The sequence below is a fragment of the Brevibacillus brevis genome, from assembly GCF_900637055.1.
Taxonomy (GTDB): Bacteria; Bacillota; Bacilli; order Brevibacillales; family Brevibacillaceae; genus Brevibacillus; species Brevibacillus brevis.
In genome coordinates, this window is record NZ_LR134338.1 from 3,464,696 (window position 1) to 3,491,661 (window position 26,966).

The 26,966-nt window shown below is 47.5% G+C and carries 29 protein-coding genes and 1 pseudogene; 11 read left to right on the forward strand and 19 right to left on the reverse strand.

What is annotated here, in order from left to right; all coding sequences use genetic code 11:
- Positions 1 to 19 precede the first annotated feature (19 nt).
- From EL268_RS16305 to EL268_RS16360, 11 genes are all read right to left on the reverse strand, one after another.
- A complete protein-coding gene (locus EL268_RS16305) occupies positions 20 to 1,231 on the reverse strand; it encodes an MFS transporter (protein WP_106655022.1) in 1,212 nt (403 codons plus the stop codon).
- A gap of 214 nt (positions 1,232 to 1,445) precedes the next feature.
- The gene (locus EL268_RS16310) at positions 1,446 to 2,072 is read right to left on the reverse strand and encodes a LysE family translocator (protein ID WP_106655020.1); all 627 of its coding nucleotides are present in this window, start codon (positions 2,070 to 2,072) and stop codon (positions 1,446 to 1,448) included.
- 80 nt (positions 2,073 to 2,152) lie between these two features.
- Positions 2,153 to 3,499 carry a sensor histidine kinase gene (locus EL268_RS16315; protein WP_106655018.1) on the reverse strand — a complete coding sequence of 449 codons (1,347 nt, stop codon included), beginning with the start codon at positions 3,497 to 3,499 and terminating at the stop codon, positions 2,153 to 2,155.
- A 7-nt stretch (positions 3,500 to 3,506) separates the two neighbouring features.
- Entirely contained in the window at positions 3,507 to 4,196 is a 690-nt protein-coding gene (locus EL268_RS16320) for a response regulator transcription factor (protein WP_106655017.1), read from the reverse strand.
- Positions 4,197 to 4,216: 20 nt separating this feature from the next.
- Positions 4,217 to 4,792: a TVP38/TMEM64 family protein gene (locus tag EL268_RS16325; protein ID WP_106655015.1), complete on the reverse strand. Its 576-nt coding sequence runs from the start codon at positions 4,790 to 4,792 to the stop codon at positions 4,217 to 4,219.
- A gap of 126 nt (positions 4,793 to 4,918) precedes the next feature.
- Positions 4,919 to 5,413: a GyrI-like domain-containing protein gene (locus EL268_RS16330; RefSeq protein WP_106655014.1), complete on the reverse strand. Its 495-nt coding sequence runs from the start codon at positions 5,411 to 5,413 to the stop codon at positions 4,919 to 4,921.
- An 82-nt stretch (positions 5,414 to 5,495) separates the two neighbouring features.
- Positions 5,496 to 6,425, reverse strand: a complete 930-nt coding sequence (locus tag EL268_RS16335; protein ID WP_106655012.1) for a helix-turn-helix transcriptional regulator — start codon at positions 6,423 to 6,425, stop codon at positions 5,496 to 5,498.
- A 464-nt stretch (positions 6,426 to 6,889) separates the two neighbouring features.
- On the reverse strand, positions 6,890 to 7,099 hold the full coding sequence (locus EL268_RS16345) for a hypothetical protein (protein ID WP_047069123.1): 210 nt from the start codon (positions 7,097 to 7,099) through the stop codon (positions 6,890 to 6,892).
- A 76-nt stretch (positions 7,100 to 7,175) separates the two neighbouring features.
- A complete protein-coding gene (eutC, locus tag EL268_RS16350; protein WP_106655011.1) occupies positions 7,176 to 8,009 on the reverse strand; it encodes an ethanolamine ammonia-lyase subunit EutC in 834 nt (277 codons plus the stop codon).
- Positions 8,010 to 8,029: 20 nt separating this feature from the next.
- Positions 8,030 to 9,391, reverse strand: coding sequence for an ethanolamine ammonia-lyase subunit EutB (locus EL268_RS16355; RefSeq protein WP_017248249.1), 1,362 nt, complete (start codon positions 9,389 to 9,391; stop codon positions 8,030 to 8,032).
- Positions 9,392 to 9,528: 137 nt separating this feature from the next.
- On the reverse strand, positions 9,529 to 9,903 hold the full coding sequence (locus EL268_RS16360) for a response regulator (protein ID WP_012686288.1): 375 nt from the start codon (positions 9,901 to 9,903) through the stop codon (positions 9,529 to 9,531).
- Positions 9,904 to 10,165: 262 nt separating this feature from the next.
- Between EL268_RS16360 and EL268_RS16365 the strand changes: the two are divergent.
- Both EL268_RS16365 and EL268_RS16370 read left to right on the forward strand, forming a co-directional pair.
- Positions 10,166 to 11,259, forward strand: a pseudogene (locus tag EL268_RS16365) (bifunctional transcriptional activator/DNA repair enzyme AdaA).
- A gap of 12 nt (positions 11,260 to 11,271) precedes the next feature.
- Complete coding sequence (locus EL268_RS16370; protein ID WP_232029923.1) at positions 11,272 to 12,744, forward strand: MFS transporter; 1,473 nt, start codon at positions 11,272 to 11,274, stop codon at positions 12,742 to 12,744.
- Positions 12,745 to 12,816: 72 nt separating this feature from the next.
- Here the strand turns inward: EL268_RS16370 and EL268_RS16375 are convergent, their stop codons facing one another.
- The gene (locus tag EL268_RS16375) at positions 12,817 to 13,257 is read right to left on the reverse strand and encodes an Rrf2 family transcriptional regulator (protein WP_012686286.1); all 441 of its coding nucleotides are present in this window, start codon (positions 13,255 to 13,257) and stop codon (positions 12,817 to 12,819) included.
- Positions 13,258 to 13,412: 155 nt separating this feature from the next.
- Between EL268_RS16375 and EL268_RS16380 the strand changes: the two genes are divergently transcribed.
- Together EL268_RS16380 and EL268_RS16385 are read left to right on the forward strand one after the other, a co-directional pair.
- Positions 13,413 to 14,702: an acyl-CoA thioesterase/bile acid-CoA:amino acid N-acyltransferase family protein gene (locus EL268_RS16380; RefSeq protein ID WP_106655007.1), complete on the forward strand. Its 1,290-nt coding sequence runs from the start codon at positions 13,413 to 13,415 to the stop codon at positions 14,700 to 14,702.
- Positions 14,703 to 14,774: 72 nt separating this feature from the next.
- Positions 14,775 to 15,113, forward strand: a complete 339-nt coding sequence (locus tag EL268_RS16385; protein ID WP_007727375.1) for a histidine triad nucleotide-binding protein — start codon at positions 14,775 to 14,777, stop codon at positions 15,111 to 15,113.
- Positions 15,114 to 15,123: 10 nt separating this feature from the next.
- Here EL268_RS16385 and EL268_RS16390 read toward each other — a convergent pair whose 3' ends face one another.
- On the reverse strand, positions 15,124 to 16,101 hold the full coding sequence (locus EL268_RS16390) for a YpdA family putative bacillithiol disulfide reductase (protein WP_106655005.1): 978 nt from the start codon (positions 16,099 to 16,101) through the stop codon (positions 15,124 to 15,126).
- Positions 16,102 to 16,246: 145 nt separating this feature from the next.
- On the opposite strand from EL268_RS16390, the gene EL268_RS16395 reads away from it, so the two are divergent.
- Entirely contained in the window at positions 16,247 to 17,851 is a 1,605-nt protein-coding gene (locus tag EL268_RS16395; RefSeq protein WP_232029924.1) for a glycosyl hydrolase family 18 protein, read from the forward strand.
- 75 nt (positions 17,852 to 17,926) lie between these two features.
- Here EL268_RS16395 and EL268_RS32835 read toward each other — a convergent pair whose 3' ends face one another.
- Positions 17,927 to 18,091, reverse strand: a complete 165-nt coding sequence (locus tag EL268_RS32835; RefSeq protein WP_164724486.1) for a hypothetical protein — start codon at positions 18,089 to 18,091, stop codon at positions 17,927 to 17,929.
- A gap of 215 nt (positions 18,092 to 18,306) precedes the next feature.
- Between EL268_RS32835 and EL268_RS16400 the strand changes: the two genes are divergently transcribed.
- The 5 genes from EL268_RS16400 to EL268_RS16420 all read left to right on the forward strand — a co-directional run bounded on the left by EL268_RS16400 (position 18,307) and on the right by EL268_RS16420 (position 21,813).
- Positions 18,307 to 18,882, forward strand: coding sequence for an adaptor protein MecA (locus EL268_RS16400; RefSeq protein WP_232030566.1), 576 nt, complete (start codon positions 18,307 to 18,309; stop codon positions 18,880 to 18,882).
- A gap of 129 nt (positions 18,883 to 19,011) precedes the next feature.
- Positions 19,012 to 20,201 (forward strand): IS3 family transposase gene (locus tag EL268_RS16405; protein ID WP_126435372.1). Its coding sequence is split into 2 segments (ribosomal slippage): positions 19,012 to 19,300 and positions 19,300 to 20,201, totalling 1,191 coding nucleotides; the frame shifts between segments, so codons are not numbered across the junction.
- Between the two features lie 290 nt (positions 20,202 to 20,491).
- The gene (locus tag EL268_RS16410; protein ID WP_106653136.1) at positions 20,492 to 20,860 is read left to right on the forward strand and encodes a hypothetical protein; all 369 of its coding nucleotides are present in this window, start codon (positions 20,492 to 20,494) and stop codon (positions 20,858 to 20,860) included.
- Between the two features lie 54 nt (positions 20,861 to 20,914).
- Positions 20,915 to 21,142, forward strand: coding sequence for a YozQ family protein (locus tag EL268_RS16415; protein ID WP_106653135.1), 228 nt, complete (start codon positions 20,915 to 20,917; stop codon positions 21,140 to 21,142).
- A 116-nt stretch (positions 21,143 to 21,258) separates the two neighbouring features.
- Positions 21,259 to 21,813, forward strand: coding sequence for a spore coat protein (locus tag EL268_RS16420; protein ID WP_106653134.1), 555 nt, complete (start codon positions 21,259 to 21,261; stop codon positions 21,811 to 21,813).
- Between the two features lie 107 nt (positions 21,814 to 21,920).
- Here the strand turns inward: EL268_RS16420 and EL268_RS32840 are convergent, their stop codons facing one another.
- The 5 genes from EL268_RS32840 to EL268_RS16440 form a co-directional block, all read right to left on the reverse strand.
- Positions 21,921 to 22,079, reverse strand: a complete 159-nt coding sequence (locus tag EL268_RS32840; RefSeq protein ID WP_164724488.1) for a hypothetical protein — start codon at positions 22,077 to 22,079, stop codon at positions 21,921 to 21,923.
- A gap of 35 nt (positions 22,080 to 22,114) precedes the next feature.
- On the reverse strand, positions 22,115 to 22,450 hold the full coding sequence (locus EL268_RS16425) for a hypothetical protein (RefSeq protein WP_106653133.1): 336 nt from the start codon (positions 22,448 to 22,450) through the stop codon (positions 22,115 to 22,117).
- Between the two features lie 160 nt (positions 22,451 to 22,610).
- The gene (locus tag EL268_RS16430; RefSeq protein WP_106653132.1) at positions 22,611 to 23,573 is read right to left on the reverse strand and encodes an L-threonine 3-dehydrogenase; all 963 of its coding nucleotides are present in this window, start codon (positions 23,571 to 23,573) and stop codon (positions 22,611 to 22,613) included.
- The gene (locus tag EL268_RS16435; RefSeq protein WP_106653131.1) at positions 23,570 to 24,763 is read right to left on the reverse strand and encodes a glycine C-acetyltransferase; all 1,194 of its coding nucleotides are present in this window, start codon (positions 24,761 to 24,763) and stop codon (positions 23,570 to 23,572) included. The genes EL268_RS16430 and EL268_RS16435 overlap by 4 nt, the downstream gene beginning before the upstream one ends.
- 293 nt (positions 24,764 to 25,056) lie before the next feature.
- Positions 25,057 to 25,434, reverse strand: coding sequence for a (2Fe-2S) ferredoxin domain-containing protein (locus EL268_RS16440; RefSeq protein ID WP_106653160.1), 378 nt, complete (start codon positions 25,432 to 25,434; stop codon positions 25,057 to 25,059).
- A gap of 146 nt (positions 25,435 to 25,580) precedes the next feature.
- On the opposite strand from EL268_RS16440, the gene xerS reads away from it, so the two are divergent.
- Positions 25,581 to 26,693: a tyrosine recombinase XerS gene (gene xerS / locus EL268_RS16445; protein ID WP_106653130.1), complete on the forward strand. Its 1,113-nt coding sequence runs from the start codon at positions 25,581 to 25,583 to the stop codon at positions 26,691 to 26,693.
- The last annotated feature ends 273 nt before the right edge of the window (positions 26,694 to 26,966 follow it).

Consider the following 26,966-nt stretch of genomic DNA (forward strand, 5'->3'; position numbering starts at 1 on the left):
ATCCGCCGTCTTCGTACGATTAACGACGAGTTTTTTCCAGCTTGCTGCTGATTGCCGTGAGTAATGCTGCACCTAGCACCATCACTCCGCCGACCCATGGTGTATGAATCAGTCCGATGGTATCGACGATGATTCCTCCCACGAAGGCTCCAATCGCAATGCCGAGATTGAATGCCGCAATGTTAATGGCAGATGCTACATCAACAGCACTTGGCACGTATTTTTCAGCCAGCTGAACGACATATACCTGTAAGCCCGGTACGTTCATAAAAGCCAAGAGGCCCATCAGGATAATCGTGAGGGTTCCCACCCATTTGAACGGAGCGGTAAATGTTAAAATGATCAGGATGATCGCCTGAATGATGAACATCCAGCGCAGTGCTTTTATCGGATTCTTGTCAGCTGCTTTTCCTCCTACCGTATTTCCAATGGCTACCGCAATCCCATAGACGAGAAGAATCAGACTGACGGCACTTGCCTGATAACCTGTGATTTCTTCGAGAATCGGACCCAAGAACGTAAAGGTTACGAAGGTACCGCCGTAGCCCAGTGCCGTAATCCCAAAGACAAGCAACAGTGGTAAGTTTGTAATTATTTTCACTTGGTCTTTAATGGAAGCAGGCTTGGATTTTTTCAAATGACTTGGCACCAGAATCGCTGTCGAAATAAGTGCAATCACTCCAAGAATGGCAACTCCCCAAAAAGTCGCTCTCCATCCAAACATTTGTCCAATAAACGTTCCCAAAGGTACGCCTGTAACGGTTGCAACAGTCAGACCTGTAAACATCGTTGCAATCGCGCTGGCACGCTTGTTTTCTGGCACCAGATCGGCTGCAATCGTAGAACCGATGGAGAAAAATACCCCATGAGAAAACGCGGTAAAGAAACGGGCAATGATTAAAAGCGTAAAACTGCTCGACAGGGCTGCCGCACTGTTTCCGACAACAAAGACAATCATCAAAAGCATGAGCAGCATTTTCCGTGGAATTCGACTTGTGAGTGCTGTTATAATCGGTGCTCCAATAGCTACCCCTAATGCATATCCAGAAATAAGAAGTCCTGCTAAGGTTATGGTTACTTTCAAATCCTGTGCGACTGTCGACAACAAACCGACGATAACAAATTCAGTAGTCCCGATACCAAATGCGCTGATTGCGAGAGCAAGTAAAGCAAGAGTGGAGTTTTTCGTACCAGTTGCTTGCTGCTTCACGTTGGATGTAATCGTGCTCATCTGAGGTGTATCCTCCCTTAATTTTTCTTGCCATTCACAAAGCAGGGCCCTTACTTATCATGATTGGCGAATATGTTGGATCTGAATGCTATTATGTCTCATGCCTAACTTGATAGGAAGTACGTACTTTCAAGTATCATAGGCACTAAAAAGTACCTTATAGCCATAATCAAGCAACAAAAAAGCCGGGAAGACTGTCTTCCCGACTCATAATTTATCTCTCTTGCAGTGCTATTTTTAATCCCAATAAGATATAAACAGAACCTACGATCTTGCCACTCCAGCGGCCCAGCCAGGAAATTCGCTTCAACAGATGCCCCAATGGTCTGATGCTGATCGCAATCATCGCGGTGTAAAAGAACCCCAATATGGCGAAAATCAGTCCCAGGACAAGGAATTGAAAAATGGCTCCTCCACGCTCCGGATGCACGAATTGCGGCAGAAACGCCAGAAAGAACAACGCCGTCTTCGGATTCAGTACTTCTGCTAGGATGGCTTGCCCATACGATTGCAACGGTGGCAACGGTGTTACTTTTGGCACCTCTGGGTCAACCGGTTTTTCAAGCATGGCCCGAACCCCTAAATAGACCAAGTAAGCCGCTCCTGCATATTTTACGAGATTGAACGCCCATGCAGATGTCATCAATATCGCGGATAAACCGACCGCAGCAAAAATCGTATGAATGAAGTCGCCGGTGGCAATACCGAGCCCTGCCATGATCCCTGCTTTACGCCCCCCCTGTACGGTACGCGTCGCGGTTAACAGGACAGCGGGTCCCGGAATTAAAAAGAGGCCGATCACAACAGCCAAAAATGCCCCCATGGTAGTCCAATCAAACATGTGCTCTCCCTCTTTGTATCGAATATTCAAATTCTCTTCTTATCATAAACGATGTACAGCCAGAACGATACGGTATAGGCTTACTTTTCGCCTTCATGAGCTTGTGGCGGAAACAAAATTGTGATGGTCGTTCCCTCCCCCACTCTGCTATCCAACGAGATGATTCCCTTGTGTGCCTCCACGATCCCTTTCACAATCGTCAACCCCAATCCTGCTCCACCGCGTTCCCTTGCTCGCGAGCGATCTCCCCGATAAAAACGCTCAAAGACGTACGGGAGGTCCTTTTGATCGATGCCTGTGCCGCTGTCCTTCACCTGCAAACGGACCATTGTACTCGGTTTGTCTACCGTGACTACGACTTCTCCTCCCGCTGGCGTATGCTTGCAGGCATTCGTCAACAAATTGGCCACGATTTGCGCCAGTCTCTGCCTGTCCCCTTTGATCCAGACAGCGTGATCTCCTTTGAAATGAAAATTCACCTGCGCACGGGCAAACGTAGCGCTCATCGACTCGGTGACTTCTTTGACAACCTCACGCAGTTCCACCTCTTCACTGCGCATTTGCAAGGAGCCCGACTCCACCTGGATCACCTGATCTAAATCGCGGACGAGACGGCTCAAACGCAGTACCTCAGACCTTGTGTTTTCGAGATTTTTGGGAGTTGCTTCCCATATGCCGTCGATCATTCCCTCTACCTGCGCCAGCAAGGTGTTCAGTGGTGTTCGCAATTCATGGGCAATATCGGAGGTCAGTCGCTTGCGCAGCTCCTCTTGGTGCTCAAGACTTTGGACCAAGTTATTAAAAGCAGCGACCAATGAAGTAACTTCATCCTTTCCACGAGGCTCCGGTACGCGTATGGACAGATTGCCCCGCGCGACTCGTTGCGCTGCTGTACTCACTTGGACGACTGGGCGCACCATGGTTCGGGCAAGCGGAATGCTGATGATCATGACCAGAATGAGCAGCACAGCCATCGTCCACAACGTCGTGTTTTTATGCGCCCATTGAAAATGGCTTTCCAAAGTCATATATGCACTCCGGTCATCGTGACGAATCACCAGTTGCCCGATCATGACACCCTTACTGACAAGGGGAATCTTGTCGATACTGTAATTGCTCGTATGGATTGACCGCTTGCCCCACTCTTTTTTCACTTGTCGCTGTTGATCGAGGAGTGTGATATGCAATCCCAAGACCTCGGAAACCGCTTCAATCTTATGATAGGCTTCCGCTCCCCAGCCTTGATGGTCCTGATACGCCTGAAGTGCAACACGCGATATTTCTTGGTTATGCTGATTTCTCACTTCATTGGCATACATGGAAAAATGAACATCCATTTCCTTTACGGACAACAACGAGGAAAAAAGAACAGCGCAAGCGCCGACTGTCATGATCACAAAGGCGAGCTTTACCCATATATGCTTCATCTTGGCCTCACTTCTTCATGGGATCGTCAAAGCGATAGCCCAATCCATACACTGTCTTGATATATTCCGGGTGCTTCGGGTCTGCCTCTATCTTTTGGCGAAGATTTTTGATATGCGTATCAATGGTTCGGTCGTATCCTTCGAAATCAAAGCCCATGACCTCACGCACGAGCTCCTCCCTGCCCCACGTTCTCCCCGGATAACGGACAAGTGTTGTAAGCAAGCGGTATTCATTTGGCGTAACCTCCAAAACCACTCCATTTTTCGTGACTCTCTTCTCATTCATCGATATGGTCAAGTCTCCCACTTCGATAAAATCGGAGAGTGTTGAATAATCGCCTGCACGACGCATGACGGCTCGAACACGTGCTACGAGTTCTCTCGGGCTAAAAGGCTTGATCAAATAGTCATCCGCGCCAATCGTAAGCCCGCGAATCCGATCCGCCTCTCCACTTTTCGCCGTTAACATCAAGATCGGGACACGCGACTCTTTGCGAATTTGGACGCAGACTTCTTCCCCGCTCAAATCGGGAAGCATCAGATCCAAAATGATACAGGTCAATGAAATCGTCGTGGCCATTTCCACTGCTTCCTTGCCTGTTTGGGCTGTCAGAACATGATAGCCTTCCTTTTGCAGATAGGAGGACAATATTTCTAAGATTTGCGGCTCATCATCGACTAGCAAAATGGTAGACATGTGAATCCTCCCTACTCCTCTTATGTTTGATCCTTTCCTTTTTTCCAGAAAAGCAAAAAGACGAGAGCGCCTGCCAACAAGGCAAAGAGCAAGCGAAACTTGTTTTCACTGAAAGTAATCAGATCATGACCGACGAATGTTTCAAATACCATCGACGGCACTTTTCCAAGCAGGGTCGCTACTAAAAATTGCACGAAGGTGATATTCGTCAAAGCCGCGCCCAAATTGACTACACCGGAAGGCATCATCGGATTCAACCGGAGCAAAACGATGGCAAGACATTTGCGAAAACTCGTCGTTCCGTTGATCGCATGTACCCATTTGAATGATTTCAGTTTTTCGCGCCGATCTGCTTTTTTGATCGTGTAGCGATAAAGGAAAAAGGCGATGCAAGCACCCGCCACCTCTCCCGTTAAGGAAATCAAGAACCCTCCGTACAAGCCAAACACTACTGCATTCGCACCCGATAAAAAAATGGACGGCAATACACCTGCCACACTGATCACGATGTTCAATAATATACTGCCGATAATCCCCAGCATCCCCAAAGAGCGAATCCATTCCGCCAGGGCTTCTATATTCGTTATCCAATCCATCCGTCTGTATGACTCCCCTCTGCCACTCTCTTTCTAGAGTAAACGAAACTTGTGAAGAAATCATGGAAAAAAGCAAAACAGTCGTAGCCTGATCGACTACGACTGCTTGTATGATTTGCTGCACCATTATTCTTCAGCGATCGCGATGTACAAATCGACTTGCGCGTTGTTGGGATCAGCGCAGCGCACTCCGTCATATCGTTCGAAATCTCCGGTAAATGTCCGCTTGTTCCCCGGTTGATAGGACCACTCCCACACCTTCGCCCACGCTTCCATCACAACCTCTACCATCGGGCCTACGCGAGTCGTAAATACGGCATAGGTAGAAGCGGGCAGAGTCTTGACCGTGAGCTCAACAGGCAGCTCCCCGGTATTTTCGACGACGGTTCCTACTAACATGGAGTACTCACCGGTCTCATCACTTTCGTAATCGGAGTACACCCCCAGAACAACACCCGGCTCTTTTTGATGGGGAGTTTTGAAAGGATGCTCTTCTTGATAATAGCGCTGCCACAGTCCCCCAATTTTCCCATTCGGTCCGCATTCCGCCTCATTCGTTGTCCGAATTTGCAAGCCAGCTACACGCATTTCATCCAGTTTGATAATCGTTGGGTTCATCATTAACCACGCTCCTGTAAGAGTTTGTTTACATGACTTAGTATAACGACCATACCCTGACAACTATCTGTCAACGTTTACGCATTTATTCATAAAGTTTCGCCATTCTTTTTACCGTATCCCCCATTCTCTGCCTCACATGCGCAGGCTCATGTACACACAGGGCATCGCCAAAGCTAAGCAGCATACCATTTAACCACTCATCGTCTGTCATTTTCGTTCGTACCAGCAACGAGCCATCCTGCATGGTCTCTATCGCTTCTGGCCCAAACATATCCCGCACCCTTACATGTACACGCGGCGCAAATTCGAGGACAAGAGAAATGCGCTCTGCTGTATCCCATTCTTCGAGCCATTCCAGTTTATCAACATGATATGGGCGAGGCGAAAACTCTTCTGTCAGCACAGACATGTCTGCAATCCGTGACAAGCGAAACAGACGATCCTCCTGGCGCTGTAAACAATAGCCATACACGTACCACACATACCCCTTGATAATCAGTGTTATGGGCTCAATGGTGCGTTCTGTCGCTTCGCCTTGTATTTTCGTGTAGGTGATCCGTACACGAAGTCTTTTCTCGATGGCTTCTCGCAGCTTATTTACCTTTTCGGCGATTGCCGGTGTACTGCCCCATGGATTGAAGTCATAAACAACAGGATGTGCACTTCCTTGCAAAGAGGATGGTGCAGTGGTGAGCAACGCTTTTATTTTTTCCAGAAGCTGTCCGATTTGCTTATCGTCTGTGGAGGAATGAACCCCTTTTAGCGCAGCAATAACCGCGACCAGCTCGTCCAAGGATAAGTATTGCCGATCGATCGTAAAATTCTCCATGATCTCGTATCCGCCGCTTGCCCCAGGGTACGCTACGATCGGAATTCCGGCTGCGTTAATGGTTTCCAAATCCCGATAGACTGTACGCAGGGAGACTTCGAAGTGGTCGGAAAGTTCACGAGCGCTCACACGGCGCTTATTCAAAAGCATGATGACAATAGCGAGTAGCCGTTCTACCTTCATGATCTCTCCACCTTTCTGATGGAAGTTAGAAAGACCTAAGAGGTCCTTCTGGTTTGAGTCAACATGGTGGAGGAGAAAAAAAAGCACAGTTCTCTTCGACTCTGACACGCCAACAGGGGTGATTGACTGTCCGTCTCCACTCCCAAAAGGGGACCGTCGATCCAAAGCCACCCTACGGGCGGAAGTTTCTCAAGGATGAAGTGTTCGACAACCGGGTCCCCTTTTGGAAGTTCCGACTGGGTGGGCGTTGTCAAGGTCTACGAGCCCTGTGCTTTTTCTTCTCACCAGCTTTGTTGGTTCATCGATACATTTAAAAACTAAAAGAGATCATCCGTAAAAACGGAAGGTGATCTCCAAAAAGTACAATCCTTTAACGTGATTGTTATACTTTCAGGTAATGCAAAAAAGAGAACCTGCAGCCTAAACTGGCTGCACATTCCCTTTTTGCCTTGCTTCAATCGAAGCTATACGCCCATACGTCTGCGTTGATTGTTTGGTTTTTTGGTGAGCTGGCTTTTCATCGTTTGGTTTTTTGCCTTTTGATTCAGTGGGTTATTAGCCTGTGCTTGCGCTTGTTTTTTCTCCGCCAATTTGCGCTTCATCGCCTCTTGCAGGCTGATCTTCCCAGGCTTTTGCTCAGTGGTTTCTTTTTCGTTTTGGTTTGGCTCCGTCATGCGTAGCAACTCCTCATAGAAATTGGTTATCTTCTATGTATTCTAGTGCAAGACAGGAGGAAGCGCCAGTGGGAATCTACCCGTTAATCGCCCGAAGCTGTGATAATTTTACACCACTCGCCTGGTACTTCAAAATTTCCTCCAAAAGCTCTGCAAGGTAAGCACCTGCCTCGATCGGTAGCGTGCCACCCTTATGAATATTAGAAATAACCGTACGATCCGATTCTACCGTATTCGCATCCGGTTTGTAAATCATGTAAGCACTGAGACTTTCTGCCGTCGCAAGCCCTGGTCGCTCCCCGATCAAGGAAATGACGACCTTGCAATTGACGATGGACGCGACCTGGTCCTGAATCCAGACGCGACCTTTGTGAATAAACACTGGTTTCCCGACACTGATGTTACGCATGGACAGACCCTGCATCAATGCAGGCAAGAGGTCTGGAATGGTCGCCTCACATGCGGAGGTGCTCAGCCCGTCCGAGATGACGATTTGCACGTCTTTGTTTTTATCCCCATTCTGCTCCAGCCAGCGAGCGGACTCATCCGATAGCATCCGTCCCGAGTCCAGGTTCATTAAATACTCCTCCATGCTCGTCGCTCTTGAATGGAGGACAGGGAGCTGCAGGCTCTCGATCAGCTGCGGGCTGATCGTTTTCATGACCGCATCTCGTGCTGCTGCCTGATCAATACGAAATTGGAGGTAGCTTCCCGTCTTCATTCGGGTACCCGCCCGCCCGATTCCGATTCGAGCTGGCGTTCGTTTCATCGCTAGCTCCAATGCTTCTGGATTGTTGGGGTTCTTGACTCCGCATTGCTTTTGCTCAGGAAAATGAATAACTCCTTGACCTTTTTTGGACAGCTCATCGATTACGCGCTGAACCAAGTCGTCCATATTGATCTGTTTCATATTGCTTCCCTCCCCACTCGTTAGTCAAAAATGGTTAAATCGCCTGCACGCTCTGTCAAACGACCATTTTCCATAATGCCCATTTTTTCCAACCATTTCTCGAATTCTCGGAGAGGTCGCAGTCCCAAGAGCTCGCGGTAGCTGGCGTCATCGTGGTAGCTCGTGTCCTGGTAACTGAGCATGACATCGTCCCCACCCGGAACACCCATATAAAAATTCGCCCCTGCCAAGGTCGTCAGCATCCCTGCAATCTCTTGGTCATTCTGATCCGCATACATGTGATTCGTATAAGTCGGAGCAATTCCCATCGGCAAACCATGCAGCTTGCCCATGAACAAGTCCTCCAGATCGGCACGAATCATCTGTCTGCCATCATAGAGTGTTTCTGGTCCGATAAAGCCTGAGACATTATTGACCATGAACGGCTTCCAGTGACGGCAAAAACCGTACGTACGCGCTTCCAGCGTCTGCATATCGACGCCTTCATGGGAGTCCAGCGATACTTCAGAGCCTTGGCCTGTCTCAAAATACATGACGTTTGGTCCAGACGCTGTGCCTTTTCGGAGCATCAAATCCATTGCCTCATCCAAAATCTCTTTGTTTACACCAAACGCATCATTCGCGCGTTGTGAACCTGCCAGACTTTGGAACATCAGGGAAATGGGCGCTCCGCCGCGAAGAGCCTGCATCTGTGTCGTGATATGAGCCAGTACGCAGTTTTGCGTCGGGATTTCCCACTTTTGCATGAAATCATGTGTCATTTTCAAGAGCTTGGTAACGCTTTCAACAGAGTCATTATTGGGGTTAATTCCAATGACAGCGTCGCCTGATCCATATGACAAGCCTTCCTTCATCGAAGCCAAAATGCCATCGGGATCATCGATTGGGTGATTCGGCTGACAGCGGAACGCCAGTCTTCCCGGCTCGCCAATCAATGTGTTGCAATAGGCTTGATGCTTCATTTTTTGCGAAGCCATGACTAGGTCGATGCTGGACATCAGCTTGGCAGTAGCGGAAATCATCTCGCTTGTGAGTCCACGGCTAATTCTTGTCAGCTCAGGCATTCCTGTGGAAAACGACAAGATGTACTCCCGTAGCTCCCCTACTGTCCAATTTTTAATCTCATTGTAAATGGAGAGATTGATATCATCATAAATGATCCGTGTCACTTCGTCTTTTTCGTACGGAATGACTGGATTTTCATATATATCACGAAGTTGCATTTCGCTTAATACGACTTTGGCCGCCATCCGCTCCAGTGCGGAATTGGCTGCTAGTTTACTCATGTGATCGCCAGACTTTTCTTCACTCGCTTTTGCCAATACATCACGAACCGAAGTAAACTGGTAATGCTGTTTACGTACAACGCAAGCCAATTTCATCTCTAGCCTCACTCACTTTCTTTTCAACTTTCCTGACCTCTATCTCATGGAACGAAAAAAAGCGCTTCGAAACATAAGACGAAATGCTCGCCTTGATCCAAGCGCCGTTGCTCTTCGTACGATTCACTTTTTTGCGTTCATTGTTTGCTCGTAAGCACGAACTCCACTGCCGGTAGCAGTTCTTCCTCCATGACGGGTTTGACCAGATAGGCACATATCCCTTTTGCTTTGGCTTGCATGACCATGTCCTTTTGACTGTAAGCAGTCAAAAGAAGGATAGCCGCATCCGAATGCTCTCGGATAATCCCAGTCGCTGTCAAACCGTCCATAATTGGCATTTTGACATCCATAATAATGAGATGAGGATTCCACATTTGCGTCAATCGAACGGCCTCTTTGCCGTTTTTTCCTTCAGCTACGACGTTATATCCCTGCTCTTGCAACATCTCGACCAGGTCCATGCGTGTTATGGGGTCGTCGTCTATGATGATGACTCGATAATGCTGACGCAATACTCCACCTCCCGATCACCAGTGAACGGATGTGCCAACTGCTCATCATTTCCATACGCAACCGACGCCGTTGTCGGTTTATCGCATATTTCTGAATACGTTTATTATATCTATATTTTCAGGCTAATTCCAGCTTAAATCCAGTCCATTATCCTCGTTACTTACGATTGAAGGAACGAGAAAAAATCAATGTACGATTTTCGGCTGCATCCATTTTAGGTGAGCGATAAAATGAAAATAGAAAAATAGAGGGGGAAAACGAATGATAACGGCCGAGATGAAGTCTGAGTATTATCAGGCGTTACTGGATAAAAATTCAGAATATGAAGGTGTCTTTTTCGTTGGAGTCAAGACAACTGGCGTATTCTGTCGCCCGACATGTCCAGCAAGAAAACCTAAGTTTATTAATTGTGAGTTTTTTGATCATGCCAAACAAGCACTTCTGGCCTCATTCCGGCCCTGCCAGCGCTGCCGTCCGCTTTCACATCCCAATCATGTTTCAGAGCTTGTGCGTCTGCTAGTAAACGCTGTAGAAGAAAACCCCGAGCAACGTTGGACGGAAAAAGACTTTCAAAGATTATCCGTGGACGCTGCAACAGCGCGCCGCCAATTCAAAAAGCGTTTTGGCATGACGTTCGTTGAATATGCAAGGGCGCGACGTATGGGGATTGCGCTGAAAGAAATCAGAGAAGGAAAAGCAATCATCGATGCTCAACTAACCACAGGGTACGAGTCCAGCAGTGGTTTTCGAGACGCATTTTCACGAATTATGGGGGCAGCTCCTACTCGTCTTGGAGATCATCATGTCTTAAAGGCATCGTGGCTGGATACGCGACTCGGTCCCATGATAGCTATAGCAGATGAAGAAGCGCTATATCTACTTGAATTCATTGATCGCCGCGGCTTGGAACGAGAAGTTGAACGTCTTAGACTAAGAACGAAGTCAGCGATTATCCCTGGTTCTACAGCACCAATCCGTTCGATTGAACGTGAGTTAGAGGAGTATTTTGACGGAAAGTTAACAGAATTTGCAACGCCATTGTTTTTGTGCGGATCGCCTTTTCAAAGAATGGTCTGGGAGCATTTACAAATGATCCCCCCGGTCAAACTTCATCCTATTCCGATGTTGCAGCAGCAATTGGGAAACCAAGCGCCTTTCGTGCCGTCGCTCAAGCAAATGGTGCGAATCAGTTAGCAATTGTCATTCCTTGTCACCGTGTCATCAACTCCAATGGTGATTTGGGTGGTTACGGAGGAGGACTTTCACGCAAACGCTGGCTGCTTCATCATGAAAAGGAAACACCCGCCCCATTTGACTCGGATTCGAGAAAAATCCAGCAAGTGGATCATGGATGAATAAGCAAAGGAGTGTACAAATTGACACCCGTACAATCGAATAAATGGGCTGTTTTATCTGTGGTCACGCTTGTTTCGTTCATTACCAACTTAGACGCGACGATTGTGGTTATCGGTCTTCCTTCTATCATGGAAGATTTGCGTATTCCGATCAACATTGGTATGTGGACGATTACCGCGTTCTACATCATGAGCACATTATTTTTGCTTCCAGCTGGGCGTTGGTCGGATATGCTCGGAACCAAGCGCATTTTTATATGGGGACTCGCCTTGTTCACGATTTCCACTGCGCTTTGCGGTCTTGCGATCTCAGGCGCAACATTGATCGGTGCACGACTCCTTCAGGGGACTGGTGCTGCAATGGCAATGGCATCAGCAACACCAATCCTCATACGGACATTCCCACCCAATCAGCTCGGAATCGCTCTCGGAATAAACAACATATCATGGGTGACTGGATCACTCATCGGTCCGGTGATCGGAGGCGCGCTTATCGGTGGTTTCGGCTGGCGATCCATCTTTTTTGTAGCTGTCCCCGTTGGAGTCATTGGCTTGATCGCTGGCCTCCTGGTTCTCAAAAACACGCCACCAATCGAAAAGGGCAAGACTGACTGGCCGGGAATTTTGACCTTTGGATCAGGGTTAGTCGCTCTGCTTGTCGCACTATCTGAGGGGCATTCTTGGGGTTGGACATCGGTACACACACTTAGCCTCTTTGCAACCGCTCTACTTTTTTGGATAGCATTCGTACTCATCGAGCTACGTGTCAGGCATCCACTTTTTCCTCTAAGCCTTTTCACCTATCGAAACTATTCGATTGGTCTTGGAATCACGATGAGTTATTGCATTGGTTATTTCGCCGTCACCATTCTCCTGATGCTATATCTGCAAGGGGCACATCGCTTAAGCCCGTTGGAAGCGGGATTGTTATTGATCCCATTATCTATTCCCCAACTCTTCACGGCCCCCTTTGGCGGTAAACTTGCCGACCGTTTTGGCCCCGGTCGCATGATTCTGTTAGGATCATTTCTAATAGGCTCAGCCCTACTGCTACTTGGACAACTTGGTTCTCAGTTATCGAGCATGGCTGTGATTATCCCGCTTCTTATCATATCCGCCGCCACTGGTCTGTCCTGGCCGTCGCTCGCGAAAGCAGTCCTATCTGCTGCTCCGCAAGAGCGCGCTGGCTCTGCTTCTGGCATGTTCTGGACCGTCTACGAAATGTGTCGGGCAATAAGTCAAGCTCTTTCATTGGTAGTCGTTCAGCTAAGCGTCAAGTCTTCATCCGTCTTGCCGCTATTTTCCGAAACGGGAGCTGGAGAGATCGCACAATCGAAGAGTGACTTGATCTATGCAACGAACAACGGTTTCCGATTCTTCGCCATCTTCTTCGCTATCGCAATCGTGTTAGGATTTTTTCTCATGAGGCCACAATGGAAGAAAGACAGCTGGAAGGAGAAAAAAATAGCCCGCCAGTCCGGATGAGATGTGCAAGCATTATTACTGGCACTCCTTCCTCGCAAAAATGCCCTCGCATACGCAAGGGCATTTTTGTTCTTACTGCGCTTTTTCGGTTATTTTTTGACGTAGGTTATCTACGAGCTCGGACATTTTCACTCCTCCCAAAATCTCCTCCATAGCATGCTGCGCACGAGTCAAAATCAACTCCAGCACAAACTGTATATTCGCTCCCACTGGACAATCGGGATTCGGTTGCTCATGGATGTGAAAAAGTTGCCCTTCTTCCACAACATCGACTGCACGGTAAATCTCAAGAAGCGTGATTTGATCCAGTTCCTTGGCGAGAGAAGCGCCGCCAGCTCCGGCACGTACGTTCACGAGCCCAGCCTTCTTCAACAGCCCCAGCACACGTCGGATCACGACCGGATTCGTATTCACACTACCTGCGATCCATTCGGAAGTGCAATGCGAATTAGAATCAATGGAAAGCAGTGATAAGATGTGAACCGCAATAGAGAACCGGCTGCTGATTTTCATACGTTGTCACCCTTTCGTTGTAATGATTATAGTTACACCACAGACGAGAAGTCAAGTTAACCATACCGTCACATTTCGTCACGTCGAACTTTTATTCATTCTACTATAATGACTGTGTCAAGTGTTCCCGTAATCTGGAAGGAGTGTTGACAAAAATGATACTTCCACAAATTGAAGTTACGCCTGCAACAGCCTTAATAGATGTTCCTGTCCATATCACGCTGAGCGGGTTTGTCCCCAATCAGTTAATCACCCTTCATGCCACCCTGAAAAATGGGTTGCCTGGAGGAGATTTGACTGCATCATCACATGCCATCTTTCAAGCGGACGAGAATGGTTCAGTCGATTTGGTTTCCCAAGCCCCCCTGTTTGGTACCTATGAGGGGATTGATCCGATGGGGCTTTTCTGGTCTATGAATGTTCAAACCATGCGTTTCTATCATGCCTATTCGCTGGACGACTTTCAGTTCACTCCACGCTCCACCGAAATAGAATTGACAGCAGAAGTTCACGATAAACCTGTAGCAAAAGCAGTCGTGAAACGTATTTTTGTCTCCCGCGACGTATCGATACAGAAAGTGTTCGACCATGGTCTGATCGGCCTGTATTTTTCAAAACCCCACACAGAGCAAAGACCCGCCATTGTCGTACTAGGTGGAAGCGAAGGCGGAATTGGTTCCTGCTCACAATTCGCTGCTTTGTTCGCCTCTCACGGCTATCCGGCGCTAGCACTCGCTTACTTCCAATGCAATGATCTTCCTGACGATATTCGTCAAATCCCGATCGAATATGTTCAACGCGCCATTCATTGGCTACAGCAGCAGACTTCTGTACATCCTGATAAAATTACGTTATTTGGACGTTCAAAAGGAGCAGAATTGGCATTAGTCACAGCATCGATCGATCAACACGTACATGCTGTTATTGCTTCAAGTCCCAGCTCTACTGTTACTATCGGGACGGATAAGGCATTCGCTGGATCAGACACGTTCTCTCCGCAATCCTCTTGGTCGTTTCAAGGAGAGCCTCTCCCTTTCGTGCCATGGACAGAGGAACAGACAAAAGTCTCACAGGAGCGACTCGACGCAGGTCAACGTATCGATCACATCCATGCCGAAGCCTGGGCTGCTTGTGAGTGGGTAGAAGATGCCGCAATCCCGGTGGAAAAAATCAATGGCCCGATCCTCTTCCTCTCCTCGGATGATGATCACTGGTGGCCTGCGACAGAGCATTGCGAGCAAATGGTCGAGCGGTTAAAGGATCATCAGTTTGCTCATCCGGTAGTGCATTTGCGGTACGCAGATACAGGACATGGGATCCGCTTTCCTTACATCCCGACTACCCGTACACAGCTCAATGGGGGTACGCCCAAAAACAACGCCTACGCATCCGAACACTCTTGGCGTGAGGTTCTTCAGTTTTTGGAACGGACTTTTCCAGAGTAAAAACAGGGAAAGCCTACTCGCATGACGAAGTAGGCATTACCATCTATCATTTTAGAAAGGATGTAGAACCCTATGGACTGCCTATTTTGCAAAATTGTAAACGGAGACATTCCGTCCAAAAAAGTGTATGAGGATGAGCATGTATTGGCTTTTCACGACATTAATCCTGTTGCCCCTGTACACGTCCTGATGATTCCAAAAAAGCATATTCAATCCGTTTTGGCTATCGAGCCTGAGGACAAGGAGCTAATCGGCCATCTCCATTTATCGCTGCAAAAAGTAGCAGAAACAATGGGTGTAAACGAGGATGGCTTCCGTATCGTAACCAACATTGGCAAACACGGCCAGCAAACCGTCTTCCATCTGCACTACCACCTCATCGGAGGCAGACAATTGGAGTGGCAGTTCTAATCCTTAGCAACTACTGCTCCCTATGAGAGGCAATGTGGCGGGCGATACCTTCACCGTGAAACCTTCCATTTTCAATAAAAATGGCGTTTGCGTGATGGCCCGCCGCAATGACTCCCGCAATATAGAGACCTGGGATGTTCGTCTCCATCGTCTCTGGATGATGCGCCGGGATTCCCGTTTCCTCGTCAATCATAACCCCTAACGAATGAAGGAAGGTACGATCCGGACGGTATCCAATCAAAGAAAACACATGGTCATTGGCAAGTGTAATGACTTCCTCCCCTGTTTTCACCCTGATGGAACGCTCCTCGATGTTCTCGACAGTTGCACCGAACAGCAGTTGGATGCGTCCCTTTTTGACCAGACTCTCAAAAACAGGTCTTGTCCATGCCTTGACCTTGTCGGAAAGCTCCGTTCGGCGGCAAATCACCGTTACTTTTGCTCCTGCGCGCTCCAGCTCCATCGCCGCGTCTACGGCAGAGTTGTTTCCTCCTACTACCGCTACTGCAAGCCCAGTATACGGATGTGCTTCCTTGTAGAAGGACGAAACCTTCGGCAACTCCTCGCCCGGTACCTGCAGCCGATTCGGATTGTCAAAGTACCCTGTGGCGATCACCAAGTTTTTCGCTTCATACGTATGTGTTTTGGCAAATCGGTCCGTTGTCGTGACTTGAAAGCCAGCTGGCGTCTTCTTCGCTTCCGTTACCGTTTCATATACGTTCACGCGCAATTTTTCTCTCGCTGCTACCAGTCGGTAGTAATTGAGTGCCTCCTGTCTGGTCGGCTTGTCGTTCGCCGTTGCAAATGGTAAGCCCCCAATCTCCAGTAAATCAGGTGTGCTATGAAAAATCATATAGGTCGGGTAGCGATAAATCGAATGGACGAGCGACCCTTTTTCAATAATGATGGGATCAAGTCCAGCTCGCTTGCAGGCAATTGCCGCTGCCAGTCCACAAGGCCCACCGCCTACAATCAGTACGTCTTCCATTTCTCTCCGCCTCGCTTCATTCTCTCTATTCTTATTCCTCCATCATATCATATCGAGATTCCAACAAAAGAGTTCGGGCACACTGCAAGGTTTCTACCAAAATCTGACCAATGAAAGATTGGTTCTCTCTCCTTATACTGGATGTATGATGAAAAAACAAAACATACATATCTGGTTCGTTTCCTTGGCTTTTCTGGTGTATGGTCTCTCTTTTGCAATGGGAGTTCCTGCATCCACAGCATCGACGAAAAATTTAAAAGATATCGCAAACAGCTATGCGATAGAGCAAATCCGCTCGCTACATGCAGCAGGTGTCATCGCCGGGGATGAAAACGGGTATTTTCACCCGACTCGCCCGGTTACGCGTGCTGAGTTTGTCGCGATGCTCACACGAACGCTCGGCATTAAGCCGGTAGTCAGCAACGTCGCAGCCTACTCGGATGTCCCGAAAAACTCTTGGGCATACGGGTACGTCCAAGCTGCAGCTGGACTTAACATCGCAAATGGCATCGGTCCTACTACTTTTGCTCCGAAGCGGACGATTTCTCGCGAAGAGGCCGCTGCGTTTCTCGTGCGCGCACTGGAACAGAGCATTTCGCCTTCTTACCAGCTTTCCGTGAAGGATGCCAATGCGATTTCGAGCTGGGCGCGCGCCTCAGTCAGCCACGCCATGCAGAAAAAGTGGTTGGTTGGCTATAACGGCTACTTCCGTCCAACACAAGCGCTGTCTCGCGAAGAAACGGCCGTTGTTCTGCATCGAATTCTGGAGAATCTAAAGAAGCAAAACGTTACAGCAAAGCCGCTTGTCTCTCTCGGATGGCAATACCAGTCCACGACAGAGGAGTTCATTGCACATGTCAAGAAAAGCGGAGTCAACACACTGTCACCTCGCTGGTATTTCCTGCAAAAAGACGGAACCATTAGCGACTTTACGGATGCTTCACTCGTCCATTGGGCACATGCAAATGGCAAGCAGGTGTGGCCGCTGTTCGGGAATAAATTCGATACCGCTGCCACCCACGCCATGCTGTCTGATGCCAAAAAACGAAAAGCGGCGGTTCAAAAGCTGGCTTCCTTCATTGACAAGTACCAGCTGGATGGAATCAATGTCGATTTTGAAGGGTTCTCCCCTGCAGATCGTAACAACTTCACCTTGTTCATTCAGGAGCTCGCGACTGCCCTTCACGCAAAAGGAGCGGTGCTGTCTGTAGATATTCCGCCCGATGGTCTAGCAGACTGGAGTGCTCCATTTGATTTTGCCAAATTAGCAAAACATGCGGATTATTTAGTAGTAATGGCCTATGATGAGCATTGGGCAGGCGGGCCAAAAGCAGGCTCCGTGTCATCCTTGCCATGGTTGAAAAAAGTCATCACCAACTTGCTCGACGACGTTCCAACCCAAAAGCTGATTGTGGGCATGCCTCTGTACACACGAGATTGGCACCAATCAAAGGGAGCGCTGAAATCAACGGACCTCAGCATCCCTCAGTCCTACCAACTGCTCTCTCAATATAGAGCCAAGACGGTTTGGGACGATAAAATTGGGCAATACCGCTCGACGTATCAAAAACAAGGCGTCTCACATACTATCTGGCTGGAAGAAAGTCGCTCCATGGGACTCAAGGTCCAGGCCAGCCTGCAATGGAATATTGGTGGACTGGCGTACTGGTACGTAGGTTCTGAATCAACTGATATGTGGACAGCCATTGCCAATTCGATTACCCTTAAGCATGCACGTGAAAAACTGTAAGAATATGAAAAGAAGCACCCTCCGTCCGGCTACAGCCGTGGCAGAGGTGCTTCTTTTTGTTAGGCTAGGCAATACTCAATACGTCCCAGATGAGCCTGCTCCACCAGGATGTTTAGGTGCCTCGACGACTTCATCCTTCGACGCTTTTCGGGTTTCAAATAAATCCGTGCTTCCTGCTGCGTGCGTCCCCAGTACTTTCAATTCTTTATTTTCCACTTCCTGATTGTTTTGTTCAGACAATTGTGATCCCTCCAGGATGCAAGTTACCAGTAGTTTGTCTCGTTTATGCGATTATTAGACGATTATGGGACGATACGTTCTACCCAATAATCTCCTATTGTTGCAACATGAAAAGTTCGGTATATTGAAATGCTACCCCCCAATTTACTGCCCAAGACAATATCTGAATTTCATTTTATATACTTCGATGAATGAAGGAGGAATCAGCTGTGAAGATGGAAATTTCAGATAACCGCATCATTTCAATCTTTGTGCCGGAGAGTGAACTGGCAGAGCGCGGTTACGATCAAAATAATCACGAAGCCGCTCTTTCGCTCCTTAACCATTTGATCGACGAAGCGCTTTTGTTTGCGGAATCTACGCAAGATTTTCCGGCAATGGATATGCCGTCACGTACGGAGGTAGCTTTCATTCCTTCTCAAGGGATGTATATCACTATTACCTTACTAGAAAGCCAAGAAGAAAAAACAGATGGGAAACAGACTGTAATTCTGGAGCAGGAGGCCTCATTTTTTGTCTTCCCTGACTTTGAAGATCTGACGCTATGTGCAGCGAAAATGCCCGAGCGTTTGCGTAAAAGTGGAAAGCTGTATGTATACAACGCTTCCTATGTGCTCCATCTTCCGAAATCCGATTTTTCCACCGAGGATGATCATCAGCTCGCAGCCTCTATTGTTGCTGAATATGCGACAAGACAGGTTGATACGACATCTGCGGTCGTGAATGAGTACGGAAAAGTCCTGTTTGAAAAAGAAGCTTTTCTTGAGATAGCACGCTTGTTTCCTTGTTAAATAGACAGCAACTTCTTGTCATAAACTGCAAAAAGGCCAACCCTTGATATTATCCCCTTTGAGTAGACAGTGTAAAAAGCCCGCTCACCTAACGGTGGGTGGTACACTCTACTTGGAGGGGATTTTCTCATGGCTAAAAAAGGTCAAACATTCAAGCGTTATTCCGAGGAGTTTAAGCTGAGGGCAGTAAACATGTATCAACAGGGAGAGATGGGTTCTAAAGCAATAGCTAAGGAATTAGGGATACCTAGTAAAACACAAGTTCTACAATGGGTCCGAAAGAAGAATAAAGGCGAAGGTTTTGTGGATCAAAGAGGAAAGAATGGTTCTAGTGACACCCCATTTGTTGGTCGTCCAAGAACCAAGTTTGCTACTGTGGAAGAAGAAAGGGACTATCTAAAGGCGCAGGTAGAATACCTAAAAAAGCGCAATCCCAATCTGCATCTGGGGGGAAGGTATGGAAAATAACTCGCTTTACGATCATAGACGAGCTGCGTAAAAAATATCCACTAACGTGGTTGGTAGAAATTGCGCAAGTGTCACGGTCGGGTTTTTACAAATGGCTTAGCACCAAAGGAAAGCCGTCAGCAAGAAATGAGTTAGATCAGATTCTGAAAAAGCATATGATGGCGATTCATTTGGAGCATCCATACTATGGTTATCCACGAATGCAGGTAGCATTAAAGAAGAAGGGATTGAATGCGAATCATAAGCGAATATACCGCCTGATGAAAGAATTAAACCTCCAATCCATCATCAGGAGGAAGCGCCGCTATTTTGGTAAAGCACCTTCGATTGTATATCCCAACTTACTTAACCGTAAGTTTAGAGCGGACAAGCCCAATGAGGTATTTGTAACAGATATTACGTATGTTGCACTTCATAACCGTTACTATTACCTTTCGGTCATTCAGGACCTTTTTAACAACGAAGTTGTTGCCTGGAAAGTTTCCAAGCGAAATGATTTACAACTTGTGTTAGACACTGTGGGGCAGCTAAACGAAGAAAGAGACGTGCTGAAAGCAACCCTACATTCAGATCAGGGCTTCCAATACACGTCTCGACAGTACAATAAGCGAATAAAGGAACTTGGCATAAGTGGCAGCCACTCTCGCAAAGGAAACTGCCTTGATAACGCCTGCATCGAATCCTTTTTCTCGCACCTCAAAACTGAGACATTGTACTTTACTGAGTGTAAGACAGAAGAAGATCTCTTTCAAGCCATTGAAAAATACATTTGGTTTTATAACCATGAACGGTTCCAGAAAAAATTAAACCAGTGTGCCCCGGTTGAATACCGAAACACACTGGCTGCTTAGGCTTTTTTTATTGTGTCTACTTGACAGGGGTAAGACCACCCTCACAGTTGGCTTTTTTGGCTACATACTGCCATTGTATACGTCGGCGCTTTGAAATGAATGCAGTACGATTCCGTCAGCGTCTCCCTTTTCCTCCGGGTTCACAAAAAATGCATTTGTCTCCTCGAAAAAACGTTTCTGATATTCGCCATGGATTCTATACGTAAAAGCTCAGCATGAATATCTTGGTGTTCTGCATGGGATTACCCTCCTTTATTCATACTGAAAGGGAGTAAAAGGAGGAAAGGTTCTTGCCGGATATTTTGATGAGCCCTGAATTAAAAAGAAAAACAGAGGAAGCTATCCAAGGTCTCACATTTACGAAAAATTTCCGTTCTGCAACAGCCGAGGAATGGTATCTGTTTTTGCCGGGATACCAAGATCCGCAGACAGAAGGGGCTTGCGGGAAAGTAATCATTCATTACGACTTGATTGGAAATCGGGATGTGTTCATCAACACCACCGTGATTTTCGATGACCCCAAACTGTATGACCCTGCTCTGCATCCGCTGGTCTACGCAGTGGTAGATGAGACCATCAATCGTTTGGTCGGCTATGCAAATACGTTGCTCTCGGTACATGCAGGCTTCAATTCGTACTCAGCTGAATACGTGAGTTAGCACCACTTTGCAAAATGTCTGTTGGATAATCTTGCAACTTCAGGAGGGAACACGATGAAAAACAACGATGAAGATTTGCTTCAGGCAGCCGAGGAGGTCGCCGACAAAATGTACGACCCATCCTTTTATAAAAGTGAATCGTTGACGGAGCAAGGGCTCGCCATTACACACGAGCAAGTCAGCGACAATTACATGGAAGGTACAAACGACGGAAAAATCGATGAAAATGCTGGACAGAAAAATATCGAGATACCTCGAACCGGCTACGAAAACATGTTTTGAAGCCAAGTTGATATCCCATGCTAATCATTTCTCCATTTTTCCCCTGAATATCCATCGATTCTATACAAACACTATCAAAGGTTGACAGTAACCCAATTCGATTACAGGAGGCCATTATGCAACGATTTGCCGCTCATGAGTTTTTGGAAACACAAGAAGCACTCCGCTCCAAGCACGCCGCGATTGAAATGCACGGAGTACTTGCCGAGATGGCACAAGACCCTCAATTAACAGGTATCATTAACAGACATCAACAAATGATCATGAACGCATACCAGCAAGGAATTAGCCTCTTGCAGGGAAAAGGCATCAACATCGCACCAGCTCCTATTCAATTGCGTGTAGCACAACCTACGGCAGTTGGTCTTAATAACCCGCAGATGGCTGCTCCCAACCCACATCCTACCCGCTTGTCAGATATGACGATTGCTACCCTGATGCTGAACTGGCATAAAGCGGGTTCGGCAATCGGCATGCTCTGGGCGGCTGAGTGCGTAGATCCAGGTATCCGTCAATATCATGTAAATGGCGCAAATGCTTGCCAGCAAATGGCTTATGAAACCTGGCAATACATGAATGCCAAGGGCTACTACCAAGCTCCGCAGCTTGCCGATCACACGATGAACACGATGATTAACGCCTACCAGCCTCAACAACAAATGTTCATGTAAGCCAAAAAACCGTCCTTGTTTGGACGGTTTTCATTTTATGCTAGGCATGGCATCGTGGAATAAGAAAAACCTTCCCGCTTCTGGAAGGTTTTGTTTGTTACAATGTGTCAGCGATCTCGAACAGTCTCGGTATTAGTTGACCAGCCCCAGCTTTCTATTGGTTGTTCCTCATTACCACTGTCTTTAGTAGCTTGTAAATTTTGGATGTCTTGTCCTTCTTCGTCTTGCCTCGAATGGTTGCCCTGCAATTTTTTTGGCAAGTCCATGGCTCTTCCCCTCTCTTTTCGTTTGCTTTTGCTCGCTACTCTGGAGAATACCCCTCAGATTCATTCAGCAAGCCCTCATACTGGGTAATGGCTGAAATCAAATCTGGATGGGAGTCTCGGTTTGCCTCAGCCAGCTTTTTCAGATCGAAATACACTTCTGATAATCGAAAGAGAGGGTCGTTACGCTCAGAAACACCACTTGTTGCAGATTGTGTCACTACCCCATTCGATTGCAAATAGAAGGTTTCTGCCGGGACACTTTCAATATCCTGCTTCACCTCTTTTAACACAGCCTGCAACCGTTCTGGCATCATATCGTTGTGTTTCTCGAATTTTCCAATAATCGTAAGGATGTAATCCTTTTTGCTCATCGCTCTCGTTCATCCTTTCCTTCAAGCATGCTTTGTTAATGTGCCCGTACAACGGCAAAGGCATTCAAAAGTCTTGTTTAGCATGTAATTAGACAAAAAACTGCCACCTCTCTCGCATCACGCACAAGTAGAAGTGGCAGTTTTTCTTTTCCCTATTCGTTTATCCGACTTGCTGGAGCAACTTTCCCCGCAGTTTTGCGAGCATGTCCTCAGTCATTTTGTCCAAGTCGTACTCTGCTTTGAAGCCCCACTCTTGCATGGCAGCCGTCGCATCAATGGAGTTCGGCCAGCTGTCAGCAATCGCCTGACGCACAGGGTCAACCTCATAAGAGAGCGTAAACTCAGGAATGTGCTTACGGATCGCTGCTGCTACATCTTCTGGCTCAATGCTCATCGCAGTCACGTTGAATGCATTGCGGTGAATGAGCTTGGAGGCATCTGCTTCCATCAGGGAAACAATGGCATTCAGCGCATCAGGCATATACATCATATCCATGTACGTACCTTTGCCGATGTAGGACGTATACGATCCATGCTGGATCGCCTTGTAGTAAATGTCTACTGCATAGTCCGTCGTACCACCACCCGGAGGTGCTACATACGAGATCAGACCTGGGAAGCGCACACCGCGCGTATCTACCCCAAATTTTTGATAATAGTAATCGCAGAGCAACTCACCGGATACCTTATTTACACCATACATGGTCGTAGGGCGTTGAATTGTGTCCTGCGGCGTGTTGTCCTTCGGTGTAGTCGGACCAAATGCACCAATCGAGCTCGGCGTAAAGAACTGGCAGTTCAACTCACGTGCTGCTTCCAGAGCGTTTACCAGCCCGCCCATGTTCAGGTTCCATGCCAAGAGAGGCTTCGCTTCTGCTGTTGCAGACAACAAGGCAGCCAAATGCATGATCGTATCCACGCCATGTTTCTTCGCCAGCTCAAACATCCGGTTCCCGTCGGTGACATCAAGAACTTCGAATGGACCCGATTGCACGACAGGATCGTCTTCGTTTTTCCGGATATCTGTGGCGATGACTTGATCCGCTCCGTAAATATCGCGTAATTTCATGATGAGCTCGGAACCAATTTGTCCTAACGCCCCGGTTACCAGAATTTTTTTCATTTCAGGATCCCCATTTCTTTCCCAACTTTTTCGTAGATGCTAAGGGCACGATCCAACATTTCCTTGCTATGTGCCGCTGTTGGCATATTCCGTACACGGCCGGTTCCTTTTGGTACAGTAGGGAACACGATCGCTTTCGCGTACACGCCCTCTTCATACAGTCGCTTGCTGAACTCTTGGGTCTGCTGTTCGTCTCCGATAATGCAAGGAGTGATAGGCGTTTCGCTCTCCCCAATATTGAAGCCGAGTTCTTTCAAGCCTTTTTTGAGGTAGTGTCCGTTATCCCACAACTTGTCGTGCAGCTCGGTGCTGTTCATCAAAATATCGATAGCAGCAATGGAAGCAGCCACATCCGCAGGGGTCAGCGAAGTTGAGAACAGGAACGGTCTGCTGCGTACTTTGAGCCAGTCGATCAGCTCTTGGCGTCCCGCTACATAACCGCCGACTACCCCAATTGCTTTGGAAAGTGTGCCGATTTGGAAGTCGATCTTATTAGACAGCCCAAAATGCTTAACCGTTCCTGCCCCTTTGCCGAGAACACCAGAGCCGTGGGCATCGTCTACATACGTAATCAAGTCAAATTGTTCGGCTACCTCTACGATTTCCGGCAGCTTGGCAACATCGCCATCCATCGAAAATACGCCGTCAGTAATGACCATCAGCTTTTTATATTTGCCGGATTCTTTCGCTTCCTTCGCTTTCGCACGCAAATCATCGATATCGGAGTGATTCACACGGATAATTTGTGCACGAGACAGGCGGCATCCATCAATAATGGAAGCGTGGTTCAACTCGTCAGAAAGAATCGCATCGTCCTTGTCCATGACAGCAGAGATCGCAGCCATGTTGCAGTTAAAACCAGATTGGTAAGCAATAGCGGCTTCCGTGTGCTTGAAGGCAGCGAGCTTTTCTTCCAGCTTCACATGCAAGTCCAAGGTACCATTAATTGTACGTACAGCCCCTGCCCCTACGCCGTATTTGCTCGCTGCTGCAATCGCAGCGTCCACAAGGCGTTGATCAGTAGCCAAGCCCAGATAGTTATTGGAGGAGAGGTTGATTAATTCTTTCCCTGCAATCGTAATGACCGGACCGTTCGCGCTTTGCAATGGGTCAATGACGTTGTACAGTCCCTTGCTCTTCAAATCTGCCAGATTTTCATGTAAAAAATGTTCAAGTGTTTTGCTCGCCAACGAGAATCCCTCCATTAATCATCCATCGATTAGTAAGTTCCACAAAAACAATTGTTCACGCTGTATGGACATATCATTGTGATAAAATTCGCATAAAATCAACTTAATCTACAGACATTTTACCACCATTTACTTAAAACGTCCACATCACAAAGACACATTGTTAACGCTTTCAATCATTTTCCTTTTGCTATTGTCATCTTTCCTACTTTTTCCTTTTGTCGTAATTGGTAGACTCCTAGAAATGAAAAAACCACTATCCTGCTACTTGTGAGCAGATCGTGGCCTTTTCCTCATTTTTTTGCCTTTTGTGATTTTAAGATACCAGGCTTGGTGTCTATCGTGCGCACAAAACCGTTCGTTTCGAAGCGATGTGTCATCAAGGCCTCTACTGGTCTGCCGTTTTGAAAATGCTCTTCCACCAACATCTGGGCATCTTCTGGCGTCACGTTTTCATACCAGATTCCCTCGGGGTACACGATCATCACGCATGCGTCCTCACATCGTCCGTTGCAACGCGTGCGGGTTGTATGTACATAGTCATCCAAACCTGCGTCGGTAATCGCTTCGCGTATCGCTACCGTAACCTCTTCGCCACCTTTGCGCATACAGCTTCCACCATTACAGATCAGTACATGATGTTTGGTCTGAGATAAGTCCCATGTTGCCACTACAAATCCTCTCCGTTCTTGTCCAACATCCATCCACACTCCCCATCATGACGGTTTCTTGTTCAATTTGCAATTCCCAGAACGTTTGGTTTTTGATAGAATATATGTTCGTATACGATTTACAAATAGATTTTGGTGGTGAAAGCATGTCCGTTACCAAACAGCGCGATGCCTTGCAGCTTTTGCAAATAGTGGGCTCCTACCCCTGGTATGTCGAAAAGTTTATTGAGCATAAAAAATCAAAAAAGAATTCCCCCTCCACCTTGCTTGGATACCTTCGCGATTTCTCTTTTTTCTTTCGCTGGATGATGACAGAAGGATTGAGTACCGCGGCGGATATGAAGGACATTCCGTTAAGCGATTTGAATGACTTGAAGAAAGAAACGGTAGAAAGCTACATATTATACTTGCAGGAGTCGCATCTATATGAGCGATCCGCTTTGCTCTCGAACCCTACCAAAAGCGCGAAGAAAGAGTACAGCGACCGCACCATCAGCAGAAAAATATCAAGCCTGAAATCACTTTTTCATTACTTGTCTGCCCTCGCTGAGGATGAGAATGGGGAATCGTATTTGACGCGGAATGTACTCGCCAAAATCGAGCTGGAGATCACGGAGCTGACTCCCCTCGCACGCGCCCACGCCATTCGGGCAAAAATCCTGATTGACGACGAAATCTACCAGTTCGTCGATTTTGTCTACAACGGATATTTGGCCCATTGTGATACGGAAAAAAAGAAGCAGTATCACATGCAAAACCGTGACCGGGATACCGCCTTGATCGCGATGATTCTATCCGGCGGCTTCCGTGTGTCAGAGATCGTCAGTCTCGATCTATCCGACATTATTATGGAAAAAAACCAGTTGAAATTGATCCGCAAAGGAAAGAAAGAGGACGCTCCTTTTTTCAGTGACTGGGGCAAGGAATACTTAGCCAAATACTTGCAGCTTCGTGACAAATACAATCCCGAACCGCAAGAAGACGCTGTTTTTCTCGCTGTTTCCCCGACCAATCCGAATGGGCATCGGATTGAAGTGCGGTCTGTCCAAAAGCTGGTCAAAAAGTACGCCAAAGCATTCGGCATCCCCGATTTGTCCGTCCATAAGCTTCGTCACAGCTTTGCTACACAGTTTCTTCGCTTGAACCCTGACCCCCATCAACTCCAAGCACAACTGGGGCACTCCAAAATCGAAACGACCATGCAGTATGCCCATGTACTCGAGGATGCGCTCGGCAAGGCGGTGAATCGAACTACTTAAGCGATACGACAACAAAAACAAGTGACCAAATCTGCAAGCACACGTGTGCCACTGCCGACTGGTCACTTTTTTTCGATCATGATTTTTCTCCTTCACTCTACATCCCCGCTGACCTTTGCAAGTGTTCCGAGATTGATTTTCATAAAGTCTTCCGGTGATACACCTGACGCAAATTCTTCTGAAAGTTCGTCTAAGTCCGGAATAAGGCCGCCATCCGGGACGCCTTGATGACCTCCGCTGTTCCCCGATCAGGCAACGGGCCGCGCCAAATGC